This is a genomic window from Treponema sp. OMZ 838 (assembly GCF_000775995.1).
In the GTDB taxonomy this organism is placed as follows: domain Bacteria; phylum Spirochaetota; class Spirochaetia; order Treponematales; family Treponemataceae; genus Treponema.
The window spans coordinates 1,659,497-1,675,560 of the sequence record NZ_CP009227.1; the positions used below are offsets into that span (position 1 = coordinate 1,659,497).

At 47.0% G+C, this 16,064-nt stretch carries 12 protein-coding genes; 9 read left to right on the forward strand and 3 right to left on the reverse strand.

Features of this window, described 5'->3' with window-relative positions; all coding sequences use genetic code 11:
- Nucleotides 1-8: 8 nt before the first annotated feature.
- Entirely contained in the window at nucleotides 9-1,124 is a 1,116-nt protein-coding gene (locus QI63_RS07515) for a hypothetical protein (RefSeq protein WP_044015202.1), read from the reverse strand.
- Nucleotides 1,125-1,264: 140 nt separating this feature from the next.
- On the opposite strand from QI63_RS07515, the gene QI63_RS13540 reads away from it, so the two are divergent.
- The 4 genes from QI63_RS13540 (at nucleotide 1,265) to QI63_RS07535 (ending at nucleotide 3,746) form a co-directional block, all read left to right on the forward strand.
- A complete protein-coding gene (locus QI63_RS13540; protein ID WP_200877784.1) occupies nucleotides 1,265-1,567 on the forward strand; it encodes a recombinase zinc ribbon domain-containing protein in 303 nt (100 codons plus the stop codon).
- Between the two features lie 159 nt (nucleotides 1,568-1,726).
- Nucleotides 1,727-2,164: a radical SAM mobile pair system MarR family transcriptional regulator gene (locus QI63_RS07525; protein WP_016518098.1), complete on the forward strand. Its 438-nt coding sequence runs from the start codon at nucleotides 1,727-1,729 to the stop codon at nucleotides 2,162-2,164.
- Nucleotides 2,161-2,850 (forward strand): radical SAM mobile pair protein A, encoded by a 690-nt coding sequence (locus QI63_RS07530; RefSeq protein ID WP_044015207.1) that lies wholly within the window; start codon nucleotides 2,161-2,163, stop codon nucleotides 2,848-2,850. The genes QI63_RS07525 and QI63_RS07530 overlap by 4 nt, the downstream gene beginning before the upstream one ends.
- Complete coding sequence (locus QI63_RS07535) at nucleotides 2,838-3,746, forward strand: radical SAM mobile pair protein B (RefSeq protein WP_044015209.1); 909 nt, start codon at nucleotides 2,838-2,840, stop codon at nucleotides 3,744-3,746. Before QI63_RS07530 ends, QI63_RS07535 begins: the two co-directional genes overlap by 13 nt.
- A 303-nt stretch (nucleotides 3,747-4,049) precedes the next feature.
- On the opposite strand, the gene QI63_RS12960 is transcribed toward QI63_RS07535, so the two are convergent.
- Nucleotides 4,050-4,199 (reverse strand): hypothetical protein, encoded by a 150-nt coding sequence (locus QI63_RS12960; protein WP_158506661.1) that lies wholly within the window; start codon nucleotides 4,197-4,199, stop codon nucleotides 4,050-4,052.
- Between the two features lie 207 nt (nucleotides 4,200-4,406).
- Between QI63_RS12960 and QI63_RS07540 the strand changes: the two genes are divergently transcribed.
- Nucleotides 4,407-5,198 carry a TPM domain-containing protein gene (locus QI63_RS07540; RefSeq protein ID WP_081984427.1) on the forward strand — a complete coding sequence of 264 codons (792 nt, stop codon included), beginning with the start codon at nucleotides 4,407-4,409 and terminating at the stop codon, nucleotides 5,196-5,198.
- Nucleotides 5,199-5,412: 214 nt separating this feature from the next.
- Here the strand turns inward: QI63_RS07540 and nifJ are convergent, their stop codons facing one another.
- Nucleotides 5,413-8,967, reverse strand: coding sequence for a pyruvate:ferredoxin (flavodoxin) oxidoreductase (nifJ, locus tag QI63_RS07545; protein WP_044015211.1), 3,555 nt, complete (start codon nucleotides 8,965-8,967; stop codon nucleotides 5,413-5,415).
- A 223-nt stretch (nucleotides 8,968-9,190) separates the two neighbouring features.
- On the opposite strand from nifJ, the gene QI63_RS07550 reads away from it, so the two are divergent.
- The 4 genes from QI63_RS07550 to QI63_RS07565 all read left to right on the forward strand — a co-directional run bounded on the left by QI63_RS07550 (nucleotide 9,191) and on the right by QI63_RS07565 (nucleotide 16,000).
- Entirely contained in the window at nucleotides 9,191-10,978 is a 1,788-nt protein-coding gene (locus tag QI63_RS07550; protein ID WP_044017186.1) for a DEAD/DEAH box helicase, read from the forward strand.
- Nucleotides 10,979-11,005: 27 nt separating this feature from the next.
- The gene (gene pepT / locus QI63_RS07555; RefSeq protein WP_044015213.1) at nucleotides 11,006-12,214 is read left to right on the forward strand and encodes a peptidase T; all 1,209 of its coding nucleotides are present in this window, start codon (nucleotides 11,006-11,008) and stop codon (nucleotides 12,212-12,214) included.
- A 66-nt stretch (nucleotides 12,215-12,280) separates the two neighbouring features.
- Nucleotides 12,281-14,209: a DNA topoisomerase IV subunit A gene (locus tag QI63_RS07560; RefSeq protein WP_044015215.1), complete on the forward strand. Its 1,929-nt coding sequence runs from the start codon at nucleotides 12,281-12,283 to the stop codon at nucleotides 14,207-14,209.
- A gap of 63 nt (nucleotides 14,210-14,272) precedes the next feature.
- Nucleotides 14,273-16,000 carry an AMP-binding protein gene (locus tag QI63_RS07565; RefSeq protein WP_044015217.1) on the forward strand — a complete coding sequence of 576 codons (1,728 nt, stop codon included), beginning with the start codon at nucleotides 14,273-14,275 and terminating at the stop codon, nucleotides 15,998-16,000.
- The last annotated feature ends 64 nt before the right edge of the window (nucleotides 16,001-16,064 follow it).

A 16,064-nucleotide genomic window follows, 5' to 3' on the forward strand; every position in this document is an offset into this window, starting at 1 on the left:
AAACCGGATCAATTATACCCTTCAAGAAGTTTGACAATCGATGCCCAATCGGATTTTATATCGGCATAATTTTCCAGTACAAATCCGTCGAGTAACGAATCTATATCCTGCTGTACCGTGTTATTTGTAGAATACACCCCATTCCCTTCCTGATAGTTCGCAATGCCTTCTGCCGTTGACAGATAGTTAATAAAGAGCATCGCCGTATACGGACGGTCGGTTGTTTTTGCAATCTGCGTATAAAATTTATACGCATAACCGTTAAAGCCTTTCATTTTATTGAAAAATTTTACTTTGTTGTATGTTCCTTCTGCACCGGTTGAATACTTTGTTACCGGAGAAAATCCGATAACGGGCTTTTCCGCATCGACAACAATCTTGGATGCTATCTTACCTTCGCTTTCGTAATCGGTTGCTTTTTTCAAAAAACCGTCTATAAATAAATAGCCAGCATTCTTAAAGCCTCCGGCAGCAACAGCGGAATCACATGTTCCTGCGCCGTATTTTTCGTCATAGGCAGCAGACAATTTTTGCGCCCATGCATCGGATGTCAACGCGGCCATAAACAGCTGGTTAATCGGCTCTCCCGCTTTTCGGTAATAGACTGCCGATGAGGTGTCGATTAAATCCCACACATTGGTAATCTGTTCATCGAACTTTTTATCCATTGCAAATTCTTTAAAATAGTACATAAACGCGTACATATCGCTCTTCGCTGCACCGGGTACAACGGGATTATAATTGATAAGATTTCCAGCGCCTAATTCAACACTCAAAGAAGCTCCGTTCTGGGTAACGACTGCATCAATTTCTGCCGAACCGCCGTCAATCAGCTTTTCAATAGCAGAATAGAAATCTTTTTCACTCTGCTTTACGCCGGAACCGGTTCCTTGCAGTCCGTATTTAGCAAAGAACGCCTTGACCGTTTTATCGGTTTTTGATGATGTGGAGTACACGGTAAAATCACCGGTTTCCGCCTTTGCACGCTCGATTAACTGTTCAATGCTTGTGTCTTTCGCATTATTGATAACGCTCAGCACATCGTCCGCTTTTTTTTGCTGTCCGCATCCGGCAATAAGCCCGATTAGTAACAAACAAACTGCTACAATTCCAAATTTTTTCATGTTAGAAAACTCCTTTTTCGTTCCTACAAATTTTTGAAAAAATAAGCGGGCACCTTGAAAGATTCAAAACGGTTTTTCAAGAGCCCGGATGGGGTTAATTATACCGCTGCTTTCAAAAACTTGTCAACGAGAAATATAAAATACGCTGGACAAAGAAGAAAGATGGTTCTATCCAGTATTCTTACCGTTGCGGCGGGTATGCAAGCAGGGTTAATTCTTGTACTTCCCATACAATTAGTGCTGATACTGTTGAAGCCTTGATATTATCGGCAGTTAAACGCTTTTCAAAATTCGTTCTAAATGACGAAAAAGCCTTTGCTTTGGAACTGCAATCCCTTTGGAAAGACAAGCAAGAGGAAAAGCCGAAGTACAATCAATCGGAGTTCTGTCTAATTGCTGGCAGTTTTCTTTTTCGGCAAGTATTCAAGAAGTCATTAAGTTGAGAGTATAGTCGAAGGGGCGGAAAAGTTTACAAAGAAGTGGTATAATACTTTTGATTAAGAACGACAAATCGGAATTTACCTCTATTTAGACATACAAACTGTTGACAATAAAACTCCTATATAGTATGATTTGATAAACTACTATATAGGATCTTTTGTATGGAAATGAATGGAGGATTCCTTGTTACCAAAATAAAACAGCTTGGAGACCGGATCTTTGAGAAGATTCTCAGTGAAAAGAATATTGATGCGTTCAATGGAGCCCAGGGGCGTATTCTTTATGTGCTGTGGCAGGAGGATGGAATCCCGATTGGGTCACTCTCGATCAAATGTGGATTAGCGATAACTTCTCTTACGACGATGCTGGAAAGAATGGAAAATCAAGGGCTGATAAGCCGCGTTCAGTCTGAAACGGACAAAAGGAAAACACTCCTGTTTCTGACTGAGAAAGCACATGCCTTAAAGGGCGAGTACGATTCTGTATCTGATGATATGGGCAGCATTTACTACAAAGGTTTTTCGGAGGAAGAAATTACCCGGTTTGAGGAATGCCTCGACCGCATCAGAAAGAATCTTGAGGATTGGCAGGAGTCATGAGTATTTGTATCAAAAATCAGATTCAGAACATGAATATCGTCATCGGCTGCACAGTGGGGTGTGCATATTGCTATGCCCGCAACAATGTGAGGCGCTGGCATATGATTGATGATTTCGCTGTTCCTGAGTTCTTCCCGGGTAAGCTCAAGATGATGAAAAAGAAACGTCCGCAGAACTTTCTTCTTACCGGCATGAGCGATCTCTCCGGATGGAAGTCGGAATGGAGAGACGAGGTATTTGCAAAGATCCGTGAAAATCCACAGCACCAGTTCCTGTTTCTTACCAAGCGCCCCGATCTGCTGGATTTTGATACCGATCTGGAAAACGCATGGTTTGGCGTTACGGTAACGAGGAAAGCAGAACTGTGGCGTATTGACGCCCTTCGGAAAAACGTCAGAGCAAAACACTACCATGTTACCTTTGAGCCGTTATTCGACGATCCCGGTACAGTTGGTCTTTCCGGAATCAACTGGATCGTTGTCGGCACCATGACTGGAGCTCAGAGCAGGAAGGTTCATACGGAGCCGGAGTGGGCATGGTCTCTGACGGATCAGGCACACGCGCTCGGCATTCCGGTGTTTATGAAGGAAGACCTTGTCTCTATCATAGGGGATGAAAATATGATTCAGGAAATGCCGGAAGAATTCAATAAAGTGTTGGTGGCACAGAGATCATGGCAGAAGTAATCGATGGAATCCTCATTAGTGAGGTGGAAACAAAGAACATCATGACCAAGTCCAGTCTGCCGGTAGGCGGTTACTCGGTCAATCCCTATGTAGGCTGTACACATGCCTGCAAGTATTGCTATGCTTCTTTTATGAAGCGCTTTACCGGACACAAGGAGGAATGGGGCACTTTCCTTGATGTGAAGCATTGGCCGGAAATTAAAAATCCGAAGAAATATGCCGGACAGCGTGTGGTCATCGGTTCTGTGACGGATGGCTACAATCCACAGGAGGAGCAATTCGGGAATACCAGAAAACTTCTGGAGCAGCTGATCGGCAGTGACGCAGATATTCTAATCTGCACAAAGTCTGATCTTGTGGTACGGGATATTGATCTGCTGAAGAAGCTTGGACGAGTAACCGTTTCATGGTCGATCAACACACTGGATGAAAATTTCAAGAACGATATGGACTCTGCTTCGAGCATTGAGCGTCGTATCGCTTCTATGAAGCAGGTATATGATGCAGGTATCCGTACAGTCTGTTTCGTATCCCCGGTATTCCCCGGTATCACGGATTTTGAAGCGATCTTTGAGCGGGTAAAGGGTCAGTGCGATCTGTTCTGGCTCGAAAATCTCAATCTTCGGGGCGGTTTCAAGAAGACGATTATGGATTATATCGCTGGAAAATATCCTGATCTTGTACCGCTTTACGATGAGATCTATAACAAGCATAACCGCAGCTACTTTGAAGCACTTGAAGTAAAAGCTGAGGAAATGGCTAAAAAGTATGATTGTCCCTTTGTGGATAATGAAATGCCTTATGGCAGAGTCCCGCAGGGACATCCGGTGATCGTGGATTATTTCTATCATGAGGAAATCCGAGGGACAGAAAATACCGGAAAAAGAAATCGTTAAACAGAAATTGACCGAGCTCTTTGAACGAGGGAGACTCCTTGTCCGAAGGGCAAGAAGGTGCAACCGAGAAGACTTAGAACAATTCCAATTTGCCAGTATCTTGAACAGAATATGGACAACGAAAAACATCGTAGCAATACGGTGTTTTTTGTTGCTTAAAACCTACGATTTCATACATGACCACAGGTTAGTACAAACCCTTGTGTGATTTTTTGAAAGGCTTAGAACGGGGATTTTCCCCGATTTTCGCCCCGAAAAGTCACATAAAAAGGCTTGAAGTATCTTTCCTGTAGTTTTTTATTATCAGTTTGCACGCTCGATTAACTGTTCAATGCTTGTGTCTTTCGCATTATTGATAACACTCAGCACATCGTCCGCTTTCTTTTGCTGTCCGAATCCGGCAATAAGCCCGGTTAACAACAAACAAACCGCTACAATTCCAAATTTTTTCATGTTAGAAGACTTCTTTTTAGCTCCTATAAATTTTTGAAAAACACTATAGCATCCTAAGAGCCTCAAAACGGTTTTTCAAGCGCCCGGATGAGGTTGATTATACCGCTGCTTTCAAAAACTTGTCAACGAAAAAAATATGAAAGGTGATGGTTTCTCAATACTCTTGCGGCTTGGCCTGTTGCCTTATATAATAAAATACAACCGCGTATGCAAGAGGTAAGGGACTTGAAAAAAAATAGTAAAAGCCTATTTATCTTGTGTTTTTTATTTTTGATCTTGTTTAAAGCTTTCGGCCTTAATGTGCCCTCTCTTAAAGGACGGGTAAATGACTTAGCCGGTATTATTTTTGCCGATGAGGAAAAGAAAATAGAAGAATTCCTTTTTGAAGTTGAAAAAAGATCAGACCTCCAAATTGCCGTTCTAACGATCCCCTCACTTGAGGGAGAAAATCTTGAAGATTACTCGATGCGTGTGGCTGAGGCCTGGCAGTTAGGTTCTAAAGAACATGATTCAGGTGTTTTATTGCTGGTGGCGGCTCATGACCGGAAAATGCATATTGAAGTAGGCTACGGGCTTGAATCAACTCTTACGGATGCTGATGCCGGCCGGATTATACGCAATATCATCGGCCCCGAATTCAGAAACGGCAATTATGGAAGCGGAATTCTTCAAGGCGTAAAAACTATCGCCGGATACGTGCTTCAAGATGAAACCCTCATGAAGCATAACAGTACCGATGAAAATACCTCTCTTCCGGGAATACTGGCATTTGCGCTGCTGGTCTTGATATTTGCCAGTCCGATAGTGTTGGTTTGTTTAATCATTAAGTTGCGTTTCAGAGGTCCTTATACAAGTTATTTTTCAGGTTCGAATAGAAACTATACTTCAGGTTCCGGAAGGGGTTATAGTCTGGGTTCAAACAGAAGCTATTCAAGCGGCAGCGGTTATGCAGGCCGCGGCGGAAGTTTCGGGGGTGGCGGAGCTTCGGGAGGCTGGTAGGAAACGCCGTGTTTTTCGGCGTGGCATATCGGAGATGAGTCCTTCTCCACGAATAAAAAAGGCGCTGCAAAACTTTTACAGTGCCTTTCATAACAAAGCCGCTTGCCTCCAACCGGAAGTAAGCGGCTTGTTTTTAGCGTTATATTACCGAGTACGGGGATGTCTCAAAAGGTGGTTACTTTTTCGACAGCCCCGCACCCTCTACCGTATCCGCTTAGAACGGGCGATCGGCAAGATATTTATACTCCTGCCAGCGCCGCTTCGCCTTCGCAACCGCTTTATCAAGCAGCATTTGAGCGCGTTCGGGGTTTGCATTCTTTAACGACTTGAAGCGTACTTCTTTATACATAAAGTCTGCAAGGTTAAAGTCCGGCTCTTTGCTGTCAAGCTGGAAGGGGTTCTTACCTTGATCGGTTAAGCGCGGGTCGTAGCGGTACAACGGCCACAGACCGCAGGCAACAGCTTCTTTCTGGTTCAACATACCCTTCGTCATGTTGATACCGTGGTTGATACAATGGCTGTATGCGATGATGATCGAAGGTCCGTCATAGCTTTCCGCTTCACGGAATGCTTTAATAACCTGCGACATATTTGCACCCATGGAAACCTGTGCAACATACACATAACCGTAGCTCATCGCCATCATACCGAGGTCTTTTTTGCTGGTCTCTTTACCGGATGCGGCAAACTTTGCGATAGCGCCGATCTGAGTAGCCTTTGACATCTGACCGCCGGTATTGGAATATACTTCCGTATCCATAACCAGTACATTGATGTTTCTGCCGGAAGCAAGAACATGATCCAAACCGCCGTAGCCGATATCGTATGCCCAGCCGTCACCGCCGAGTATCCATACGGAACGCTTAATAAAGTGATCGGTTAAGGACAGCAGCTCTTTTGCGAGCGGGTCGGAAGATTTTTCCAATTCTTTTTTCAGCTCATCGACAAAGCCGCGCTGCTCGTCGATTGCAGCATCATCAGCCTGCGTATTGCCCAGTACCTTATCAATAGCGGCAACGGCAACACCTTTTGCCTTGAGCTTTCCGGCAACTTCGCGTGCGTATTCTGCAAGTTTATCGCTGGTTAAGCGCATACCGTAACCGAATTCAGCCGCATCTTCAAAGAGGGAGTTCGACCATACCGGGCCTCGTCCGTCCGCGCGTTTTGCATACGGAGTTGTGGGGAGGTTACCGCCGTAAATGGAAGAACAACCGGTTGCGTTCGCAATAACGGCACGGTCGCCGAAGAGTTGCGATAAGACGCCGATATAGGGCGTTTCACCGCAGCCTGCGCAGGCGCCGGAGAACTCAAAGAGCGGACGGCGCATACCGAGACCTTTCGGCTGGCTCAAGTTGACCTTGCGCGTATCGGGGTCGGGGAGACTCATAAAGAACTTCCAGTTTTCCGATTCAACGGCGCGGTGTTCAACAAAGCTTTCCATATTGATTGCTTTAACTGCGGGATTTTCCTTGGACTTCGCAGGACACTGCTCGACACAGATACCGCATCCCGTACAATCTTCGGGAGAAACCTGAATAGTAAACAGCGAGTTGTCGAATTCCTTGCCCTTATACGGAATGGAACGGAATGTCGAAGGCGCACGGTCGGCATTGGATTTGTCGAATGCCTTCATTCGGATAACGGCATGAGGACACACAACCGTACACTGACCGCACTGGATACAGAGTTCGCTCTTCCAAATCGGGATGCGTTCTGCGATTGCGCGTTTTTCATACTGAGTCGTTGCAGTCGGGAAGGTACCGTCTGCCGGAATTTCGCTTACCTTTACCGCATCGCCTTCATTGATAGCGATTTTGCCCAGTATTTTGCGGACAAATTCCGGCGCATCGGAACTCATTGCGGCATGGCGCGAAAGTTTGCTGTTTGCTTCTTTGGGGTAGGTAACCTGTTCAACGCCTTCAAGCGCCATATCGATGGTCTTGATGTTCTTCTGAACAATTTCCGGCCCTTTCTTGCCGTAGGATTTTTCGATAAATTTCTTAATCAGCGCTACCGCTTCGGCTTCGGGCAAAATACCGGAAATTTTAAAGAATGCGGTTTGCATAACAACGTTGATACGGTTGCCCATGCCTGCTTTTTCCGCAATCTTTACACCGTCGATAACATAGAACTTCGCTTCTTTCGCGATAAGATCTTTCTGCACTTCTATCGGCAGGTGCTCCCATACCTCATCCTTATTCCAGTGGCTGTTCAAAAGGAAGGTTCCGCCTTTTTTAAGGCTCTTGAGCATATCATACGTTTCGAGGAAGGTGAATTTATGGCACGCAATAAAGTCTGCCTGCCCGACGAGGTAAGGCTTGCGGATCTTTTTCTTTCCGAAGCGCAAGTGCGAGGTAGTAATCGATCCGGACTTCTTGGAGTCGTACACAAAATAGGCTTGTGCGTTGTTGTCGGTCGCTTCACCGATAATTTTGATGGAGTTCTTGTTGGCACCGACCGTACCGTCCGAGCCGAGTCCGTAGAACATAGCCTGATGCATACCGGAATCATCAACATGGAAGTGATGGTCGTAGGCAAGGCTTACATGGGTTACGTCGTCTTCGATACCGACGGCAAAGTTGCTCTTCTTTTCTCCTTCCATATTATCGAATACGGCTTTCACCATTGCCGGGGTGAATTCTTTTGAACCCATACCGTAGCGGCCGCCGAGGATAACGGGATAGTGAGTAAAGGGGCATTTCTTTGCGGATTGCATTTCGCCGATAGCGGTACGTACATCTTCGTAGAGCGCTTCACCGAGCGAGCCGGGTTCTTTCGAGCGGTCAAGTACCGTGATGTTTTGTACGGAGGCGGGCAATGCTTTTACAAAGGCCTCCGCGCTGAAGGGGCGGTATAAGCGTACTTTCAGTAAGCCGTACTTTTTACCTTGACTATTCAGATAGTCTACGGTCTCTTCTACCGTGTCAGCACCGGAACCCATCAGAATGATGACCGATTCAGCATTGGGATCGCCGTAATAGTCGAACAGGTGATAAGCGCGTCCGGTCAAGGCTGCATATTTATCCATAACCCGCTGCACGATTTCGGGGGTTGCCAGATAGTATTTATTGACTGCTTCGCGCGCTTGGAAGTATACGTCAGGGTTCTGAGCAGTTCCGCGGATCATCGGTTTTTCGGGTGTTAAGCCGCGGAGACGGTGTGCGCGTACCAGATCATCATTGATCATCTGACGCATCACATCCTGCGAAACTTCTTCAATCTTCTGAATTTCGTGGGAGGTTCTAAAACCGTCGAAGAAGTGGAGGAACGGAACGCGCGCTTCGAGCGTCGCAGTATGAGCGATAATCGCGAGATCCATAACTTCCTGTACGGAATTGGAAGCAAGCATTGCCCAACCGGTTTGGCGGCATGCCATAACGTCCTGATGGTCGCCGAAGATGGAAAGAGCGCTGGTTGCCAAGGCTCGGGCTGCAACGTGGAACACCGTGCTGGTAAGCTCACCGGCAATTTTGTACATATTGGGGATCATCAGTAAGAGACCCTGTGATGCGGTAAAGGTTGAAGAGAGCGCTCCCGTGGTTAATGCACCGTGAACAGCGCCGGAAGCTCCTCCTTCGGATTGCAATTCGACAACTTGCGGCACGGTTCCCCAGATATTGGTTTTTCCGTGGGCGGAATACTCATCAGCAACTTCCCCCATCGGGCTTGACGGCGTGATAGGATAAATTGCGATAACTTCGCTGAGCGCATGCGCAACGTGACCGGCGGCAGTATTACCGTCAATCATTACGAGGTTTTTTTCAGGCATAGTATCGTCCTTCTAAAGTATGGTGTGAATAGGTGTGTATACTATATTATTCAATATAATATATCCGATTTGCAAACAGCATAGTCTTTTAATGCAAAAAGTGCAAGACTTGGATGATAGTTTCTTTTTGCCGTTTAAATGCATTTTGAACAGAGTTTTATCAAGGTAAAAATCTTTTAATCTGCTATTCATAACGGCCCCCGTGTGCTATACTTATACACAAATGAATTTTTCTAATTGTAATCTTGATTCCACTCTTTTACAGGGGCTTGAAGAAGCCGGTTACATTGAATGCACTCCGGTTCAAGAGCAGGTGTTTTCCGCAGGAATGGACGGTTCCGATCTTTATGTACAATCTCAAACAGGTACGGGAAAAACAGCTGCGTATCTGGTAACGCTGATGCAGCGGATGCTTGCTGCAGGAACCGAAGACCGCCGCCCCGCTTTGATTCTTGTTCCCACGCGGGAACTTGCCGTACAGGTCGAAGAAGAAGCGCTTAAATTAGGTAAACATACGGGGATCCGTGCCGCAAGCTTTTACGGCGGCGTCGGGTATCAGCAGCAGGAAGCAGCGCTTAAAAACGGAGTAGACCTTATCATCGGTACCCCCGGTCGCGTTATCGATCTTGAAAAATCAAAAACCATGAAGCTGAAAAATGTCGGCTTTTTAGTCGTTGATGAAGCAGACCGTATGTTCGATATGGGCTTTTATCCTGATCTGCGCAGCCTCCTTTCAGTATTGTCCAAGGCGGAAGACCGCCAAACGATGCTGTTCAGCGCGACCTTAAATACGTGGGTAAAGAACCTCGCATGGGAATACACCATCGATGCAAAAGAGATCACCATCGATGCGGATAATGTGACGGTTGATGAAATCAATCAAAAGCTGTTCCACGTGGCTGCGGAGCAAAAGATGTCTTTGCTGCTCGGTATCTTGCGTAACGAAAAACCGGAAAATGCTATCATCTTCTGCAATACCAAAAAGACAACGGAGATTGTTGCAAAGCGGCTGCGCATTAACGGCTATGCGACGGAATTTCTCATCGGCGATTTGCCCCAACCGAAGCGGCTGCATATTATCGATTCGTTTAAGGCGGGGAAACTCAGCTGTTTGGTTGCAACCGATGTCGCGGCGCGGGGAATCGATATCAACGACCTCGCAATGGTTATCAACTACGACCTTCCGAATGAGGCGGAGAACTATGTACACCGAATCGGCAGAACGGCGCGGGCGGGAAAGACCGGCGCTGCGTACAGCCTCTGCTCGGAACAGGATGTGTACAACCTCCCTGATATCGAAAAGTATATAGAAGCAAAGATACCGGTTGTTATCCCCGGCGAAGAGGATTTTGAAAAAGACCGCAGCGCCGATCAGTATATACGGCTTGACCGCGACTCCTTTGACGAAGAACGATCCGGTGGACGGTTCGGACGCAAGCCGCGACCCGGTGAAAAATTGAGGCGGGATGAGAAAGACTCACGGCGCGGCGCTAAAACAACGAAACCTGCATCCCGGCTTGCCGATTCAAAGCGTAAAAAGAAATGCGCGCAGGGAGAAGACAAAACCGATAGAAAATCTGCCGACTCACTCGGCGGCTTGAGCTTTGAAGAGCGGATGGCATACTACAAAAAACAGTACGGAAAAAAACTTGCCTCACAGGATAGCGCCGCCCTTGCGGATACCAACGAGGGTACGGGAAACGCCAAAGAAAGCCGCAATGCTCAGCCTGCTGCCGACAAGAAAGGAAAGGCGGGAGCACCGGCAACCCGCGCTAAAAACCGGCAGGGACAGCCTGAGAAAAAGCGGCGCAAGGGCGATAAATACGTTCCGTCCCAAACAGGCGATACACGGCAGGGGGCAAAGCAAAAGAGACGGCAGAACCAAGACCGAATGCCGGAACAGCGGAGTCGAACCGGAAAGGCGCCGGTACAGTCTTCGGCACAAACTCAGCCGGTCAAACAAAAAACGGGCATATTCGCTATGCTGAAAAAACTGTTTACCGGAAAGTAAGCGGCAAGGAATAAGGAGGAATACGTTATGGATGCAGTAAAACGCTTTTTTAAATACATTGCAGTCGATACCAAATCGAATGAAGATAATTCCGACTGTCCCAGCACCAAGGGACAGCTTGAGCTTGGAAAGATGTTGGTACAGGAATTGCACGAGCTGGGCGTAGCCGATGCCGAACAGGATGCGCACGGATATGTCTACGGAACAATCCCTGCCAACACCGATAAAAAAGCGCCGGTCATCGGATTTATTGCACACATGGATACCGCGCCCGACTTGGACGGAAAATGCGTCAACCCGCAGATTGTGCACTACACAGGCAGCGATATTAAACTGAACGAAACCTATTCGCTGACAGTAAAGGAATTTCCGTTCCTCAACAAGCTTATCGGCGAAGACATTATTACCACTGACGGTACCACGCTTTTGGGCGCTGATGATAAATCGGGCATCACCATCATCATGGGAATGGTTGAATACCTCCGCGACAACCCGCAGGTGCAGCACGGTACGATTAAAATCGGCTTTACCCCCGATGAGGAAATCGGCAGAGGTGCAGACCTCTTCGATGTAAAAAAATTCGGAGCGGATTTTGCGTATACCATTGACGGCGGAGAAATCGGCGAGCTGGAGTACGAAAACTTTAACGCCGCAAGTGCGAAAATCGAAATCCAAGGGAAAAATGTCCATCCGGGCACGGCAAAAAATATCATGATCAATTCGCTGCGGGTCGCGGGCGAGTTGGACGCTATGCTGCCCGTGGAACAAAAGCCCGAATATACGGAAGGGTACGAAGGCTTCTTTTTGCTTACTCACCTCAACGGCGCAGTGGATCACACGTCCATGTCGTATATCATCCGCGACCATTCTACCGACAAATTCGAGCAAAAGAAAACGCTGCTGCGGAATGCCGTTGCTTTTTTGAACACAAAATACGGCGCCATCATCACGCTTTCCATTACAGACAGCTACTATAATATGCGCGGACAAATTGAACCGCATATGGAAATTATCGACCTTGCGAAGAAGTCTATGGAAGAGATCGGTATTACGCCGATTATCCACCCCATCCGCGGCGGGACGGACGGCGCACGGCTTTCCTTTATGGGACTCCCTTGTCCGAACATCTTTGCCGGCGGCTTTAACTTCCACGGCCGTTTTGAGTGCATCCCCGTAAGCTCCATCTATAAAGGAATCGATTTACTCATCCGTATTATCGAAAATGCCGTAGAGTAAATAGGCTTTCCGATTTTTCTAAATCTGGACACGTTCGGGTTTTTCCGCTATGCTCAATAACCTTGTATGGATTATGTAGAAAGTTTATTTAACACGAATTTTTTAGAGTATGCCAGTTATGTTATCCGTGACCGCGCAATTCCCGATGTAGAGGACGGCCTCAAGCCGGTACAGCGGCGTATCCTACATTCTCTTTTTGAGATGGATGACGGAAAGTTCCATAAGGTTGCCAATGTCGTCGGCTACTGTATGAAGTATCACCCGCACGGGGACGCTTCCATCGGAAACGCATTGACGGTACTCGCCAATAAAAGCCTCTTTATCGACAAGCAGGGGAATTTCGGCAACCTCTTTACGGGGGACGAAGCCTCCGCCCCGCGGTATATCGAATGCCGCATCACCGAATTTGCAAAAGATATCCTGTTTAATCCCCATATTACGCGGTATGTTCCTTCTTATGACGGCAGAAACAAAGAGCCGGTCGTATTCCGCGCCAAACTGCCTGTCGTACTGCTCATTGGGGCGGAAGGGATTGCCGTCGGTATGTCTACCAAGATACTTCCGCATAATATCCGCGAAATCATCGAGGCGGAAAAAGCCTGCCTTTCCGGCAAATCCTTTACGCTCTATCCCGACTTTCAGACCGGCGGGCTTATCGACGTGTCAGACTATCAGGACGGCAAGGGCAAGGTGCTGGTGCGGGCAAAGTTGGACACCTCCGACGATAAACGAATTGTTATCCGTGAACTCCCCTTCGGCAGCACTACCGAAAGCCTCATCGCTTCGATAGAATCGGCGTCGAAGTCGGGAAAGGTAAAAATTTCGGAAATTAACGACTATACGGCGGAACAAGTAGAAATAGAACTCAAGCTGCCGCGCGGCGTGTACGCAGCGGATGTTGTCGATGCGCTCTATGCCTTTACCGATTGTGAGCAATCGATCTCCTGTAATTTGCTGGTCATTCAAGACAATCTGCCGGTTCAAACGACTGTTACCGAGGTTATTAAAACCCACGCAAAACAGCTGACCGCTTTGCTGAAAGATGAACTTTTATATGAGCAGGAGATGCTGACCGACCGGCTGCACCTCAGAACACTTGAGCGGATATTTATCGAAGAGCGGATTTATAAAAAGATTGAAACGATGAAAACCGCCGAGTCGGTCATTAAGGCGGTTATCAAAGGTTTTGAACCGTTCAAAGCAGAGCTGATACGGGAAGTAACGGAAGACGATGTAGACCGGCTCCTCAAAATCCCCATTCGGCGTATTTCGCTCTACGACATTCAAAAAAACCGTGCCGAGGTACAGGAAATTTCCGCCCGGCTCAAAGAGATTGTCCGTCTTTTAAAGAACCTCAAAAAATATGCGCTCAGCGTCCTTGACGGAATCCTCGCAAAACTACCGCCTGAAATCACGGCGCGCAAAACGGAGATTACCGGCTTTACCAAAGTAGATGTAAAAGAAGCCGTTAACCGCGATGTATCGCTCCGCTATGACGAAGCAACCGGCTACCTCGGCACCGCCGTGACTACCGGAAAAGAAATACTCAAAGTTTCGCCGTATGACCGCGTTTTTATCCTGCGCAAAAGCGGGGTGTACACCGTTATGGATGTACCCGACCGGCTCTTTGTCGATACCGGTATGTGGTATTGCGGCTTTGCGGAAAAAGAATTATTGTCACAAATCCTCTTTACGGTTATTTATAAAGATGAGAAAACACAGTATCCGTATATCAAACGGGCACGGGTTGAATCTTATATATTGAACCGTGATTACCTGTTTGTACCTGATACGGCAACTGTGCTCTACGCAAGTACGGTTGAAAATTTTGAGTTTACGGTGCAATATACGCCCAAGCCTCGAACAAAGAAAACCGAAGCACGCTTTAAAACCGCGGATTATCCGGAAAAGGGATTAAAAGCGCAGGGGGTACGGCTTGCAGAACGGGAAGCAGAAGCTGCGGCTCCGGTAACGAAAAAAAATAGTAAAAAGTGAGGAAAACCTCTAGAAACGTGAGTTTTTAGAGATGTCTAGTACCTTGTAGGGGGAAAACTACCTATGCAAACAATCAATGAACTGGGAACTTATACCTTTCAAGCGATGCTGGAGAATAGCATCAAGCGGTTTGGAGAACGCCCTGCGCTTTCATTTGTGTCGGGAGCGCCGATTTCATACAAAGAAGCCGATAAGCAGATAAAACAGCTGCAGCAGCGTTTGTACCGCCTCGGCGTCAACCCGGGCGATAAGGTGTCAATCTATAGCCACAGCGTTCCTCATTGGGGAATCGCCTATTTTGCTATTGTTACGATGGGCGCCGTTGCCGTTCCGCTGCTACCTGATTTTACCGACAAAGAAGTTAAAACCTGTCTTGAACATTCCGAAACAAACATAATCATTGTTTCGGACAAACTGATGAGCCGAGTACCCGAAACCGTTTCGGTACTTATCGATATTCAGGACTTTTCGGTTAAAAAAGGTACGGAGATAAGAGACGGCACCCCTCCGCCTCATACCTGTAAAGAAGACGACACCGCTTCCGTTATTTATACGTCCGGTACGACGGGGCGTTCCAAGGGTGTGGAGCTTTCACATAAAAACCTTGTCTGCAATGCAATCGCGGGGCAATCCTGCCAACGCATTAACGAGTATGACCGGGCTCTTTCTATTCTGCCGCTTTCGCATGTATATGAATTTACGATCGGCTTTTTGATGTTTTTCTTAAACGGCGCCTGCGTGTACTATCTCGAAGGTATTCCAACCCCGCGGATACTCCTGCCCGCTCTGTTACAGGTGCGCCCGACAATGATGCTGAGCGTTCCGATCGTTATGGAAAAAATATACCGGAACAAGATACTTCCGGCTTTGACCTCCTCCCCGTTCCGGGCATGGCTGTATCATACTAAGCTCGGTAAAAAAATATTAAACCGCCTTGCGGGAAAACAGCTGAAAAAAACATTCGGCGGACACCTGAAGTTTTTCGGCTTGGGCGGTTCAAAAACCGATACAATCGTTGAAGAATTTTTGAGAGATGCTAAATTTCCCTATGTTATCGGCTACGGTTTGACGGAAACGGCGCCACTCATTGCCGGTTCAACCGTTCGCCAAAGTGTTCCGGGCTGGATCGGTTACGCGATCCCCGATGTTGAGATTAAAATCGATAACCCTGATCCTAAAACCGGCATCGGCGAACTGCTGGTAAAAGGCCCGAATGTGATGAAAGGCTATTATCGCGACCCTGAACTCACAAAAAATTCGTTTACCGAAGACGGCTGGTTTAAAACCGGCGATCTTTTTGTGATGGACGAAAAAGGTCATCTCGCTATTAAAGGCCGCTCAAAAAACATGATCCTCGGAGCCAGCGGCGAAAATATCTACCCCGAAGATATTGAGTTTGTGCTCAATCAGCATCCGCTTGTAACGGAATCGCTCGTGGTTGAAGGGGAAAAATCTTCACTTGTCGCCTACGTACAGCTTGATGAAGAAAAACTTGCTGCTGCCGTGCAAAAAGAGCAAAGTCAAAACAAAGAAGGCTCTGCCATTCAGAATTTGCAATCCGCCGTAGCGGGCGCTGTTTCCGGCTTGACGGATGCGATGGCTTATAAACGGGCGGAAATCTTAAACGAGATTAAATTTTTTGTTAATTCCAGTGTGAATAAGATGTCACGGATCGATAAAATTGAACAGGTTGAAGCATTTGAAAAAACGGCCAGTCAAAAGATAAAACGATACCTGTATCATTTTACGAACCGCGGGAAAAAGGATACCGAGGTTTCGGCAGGAGAATAATACACCAGCCGAAGCTCCAGTGTGATAATTTTATCCGATATGCTTGACATTTTTTTCTATTTTC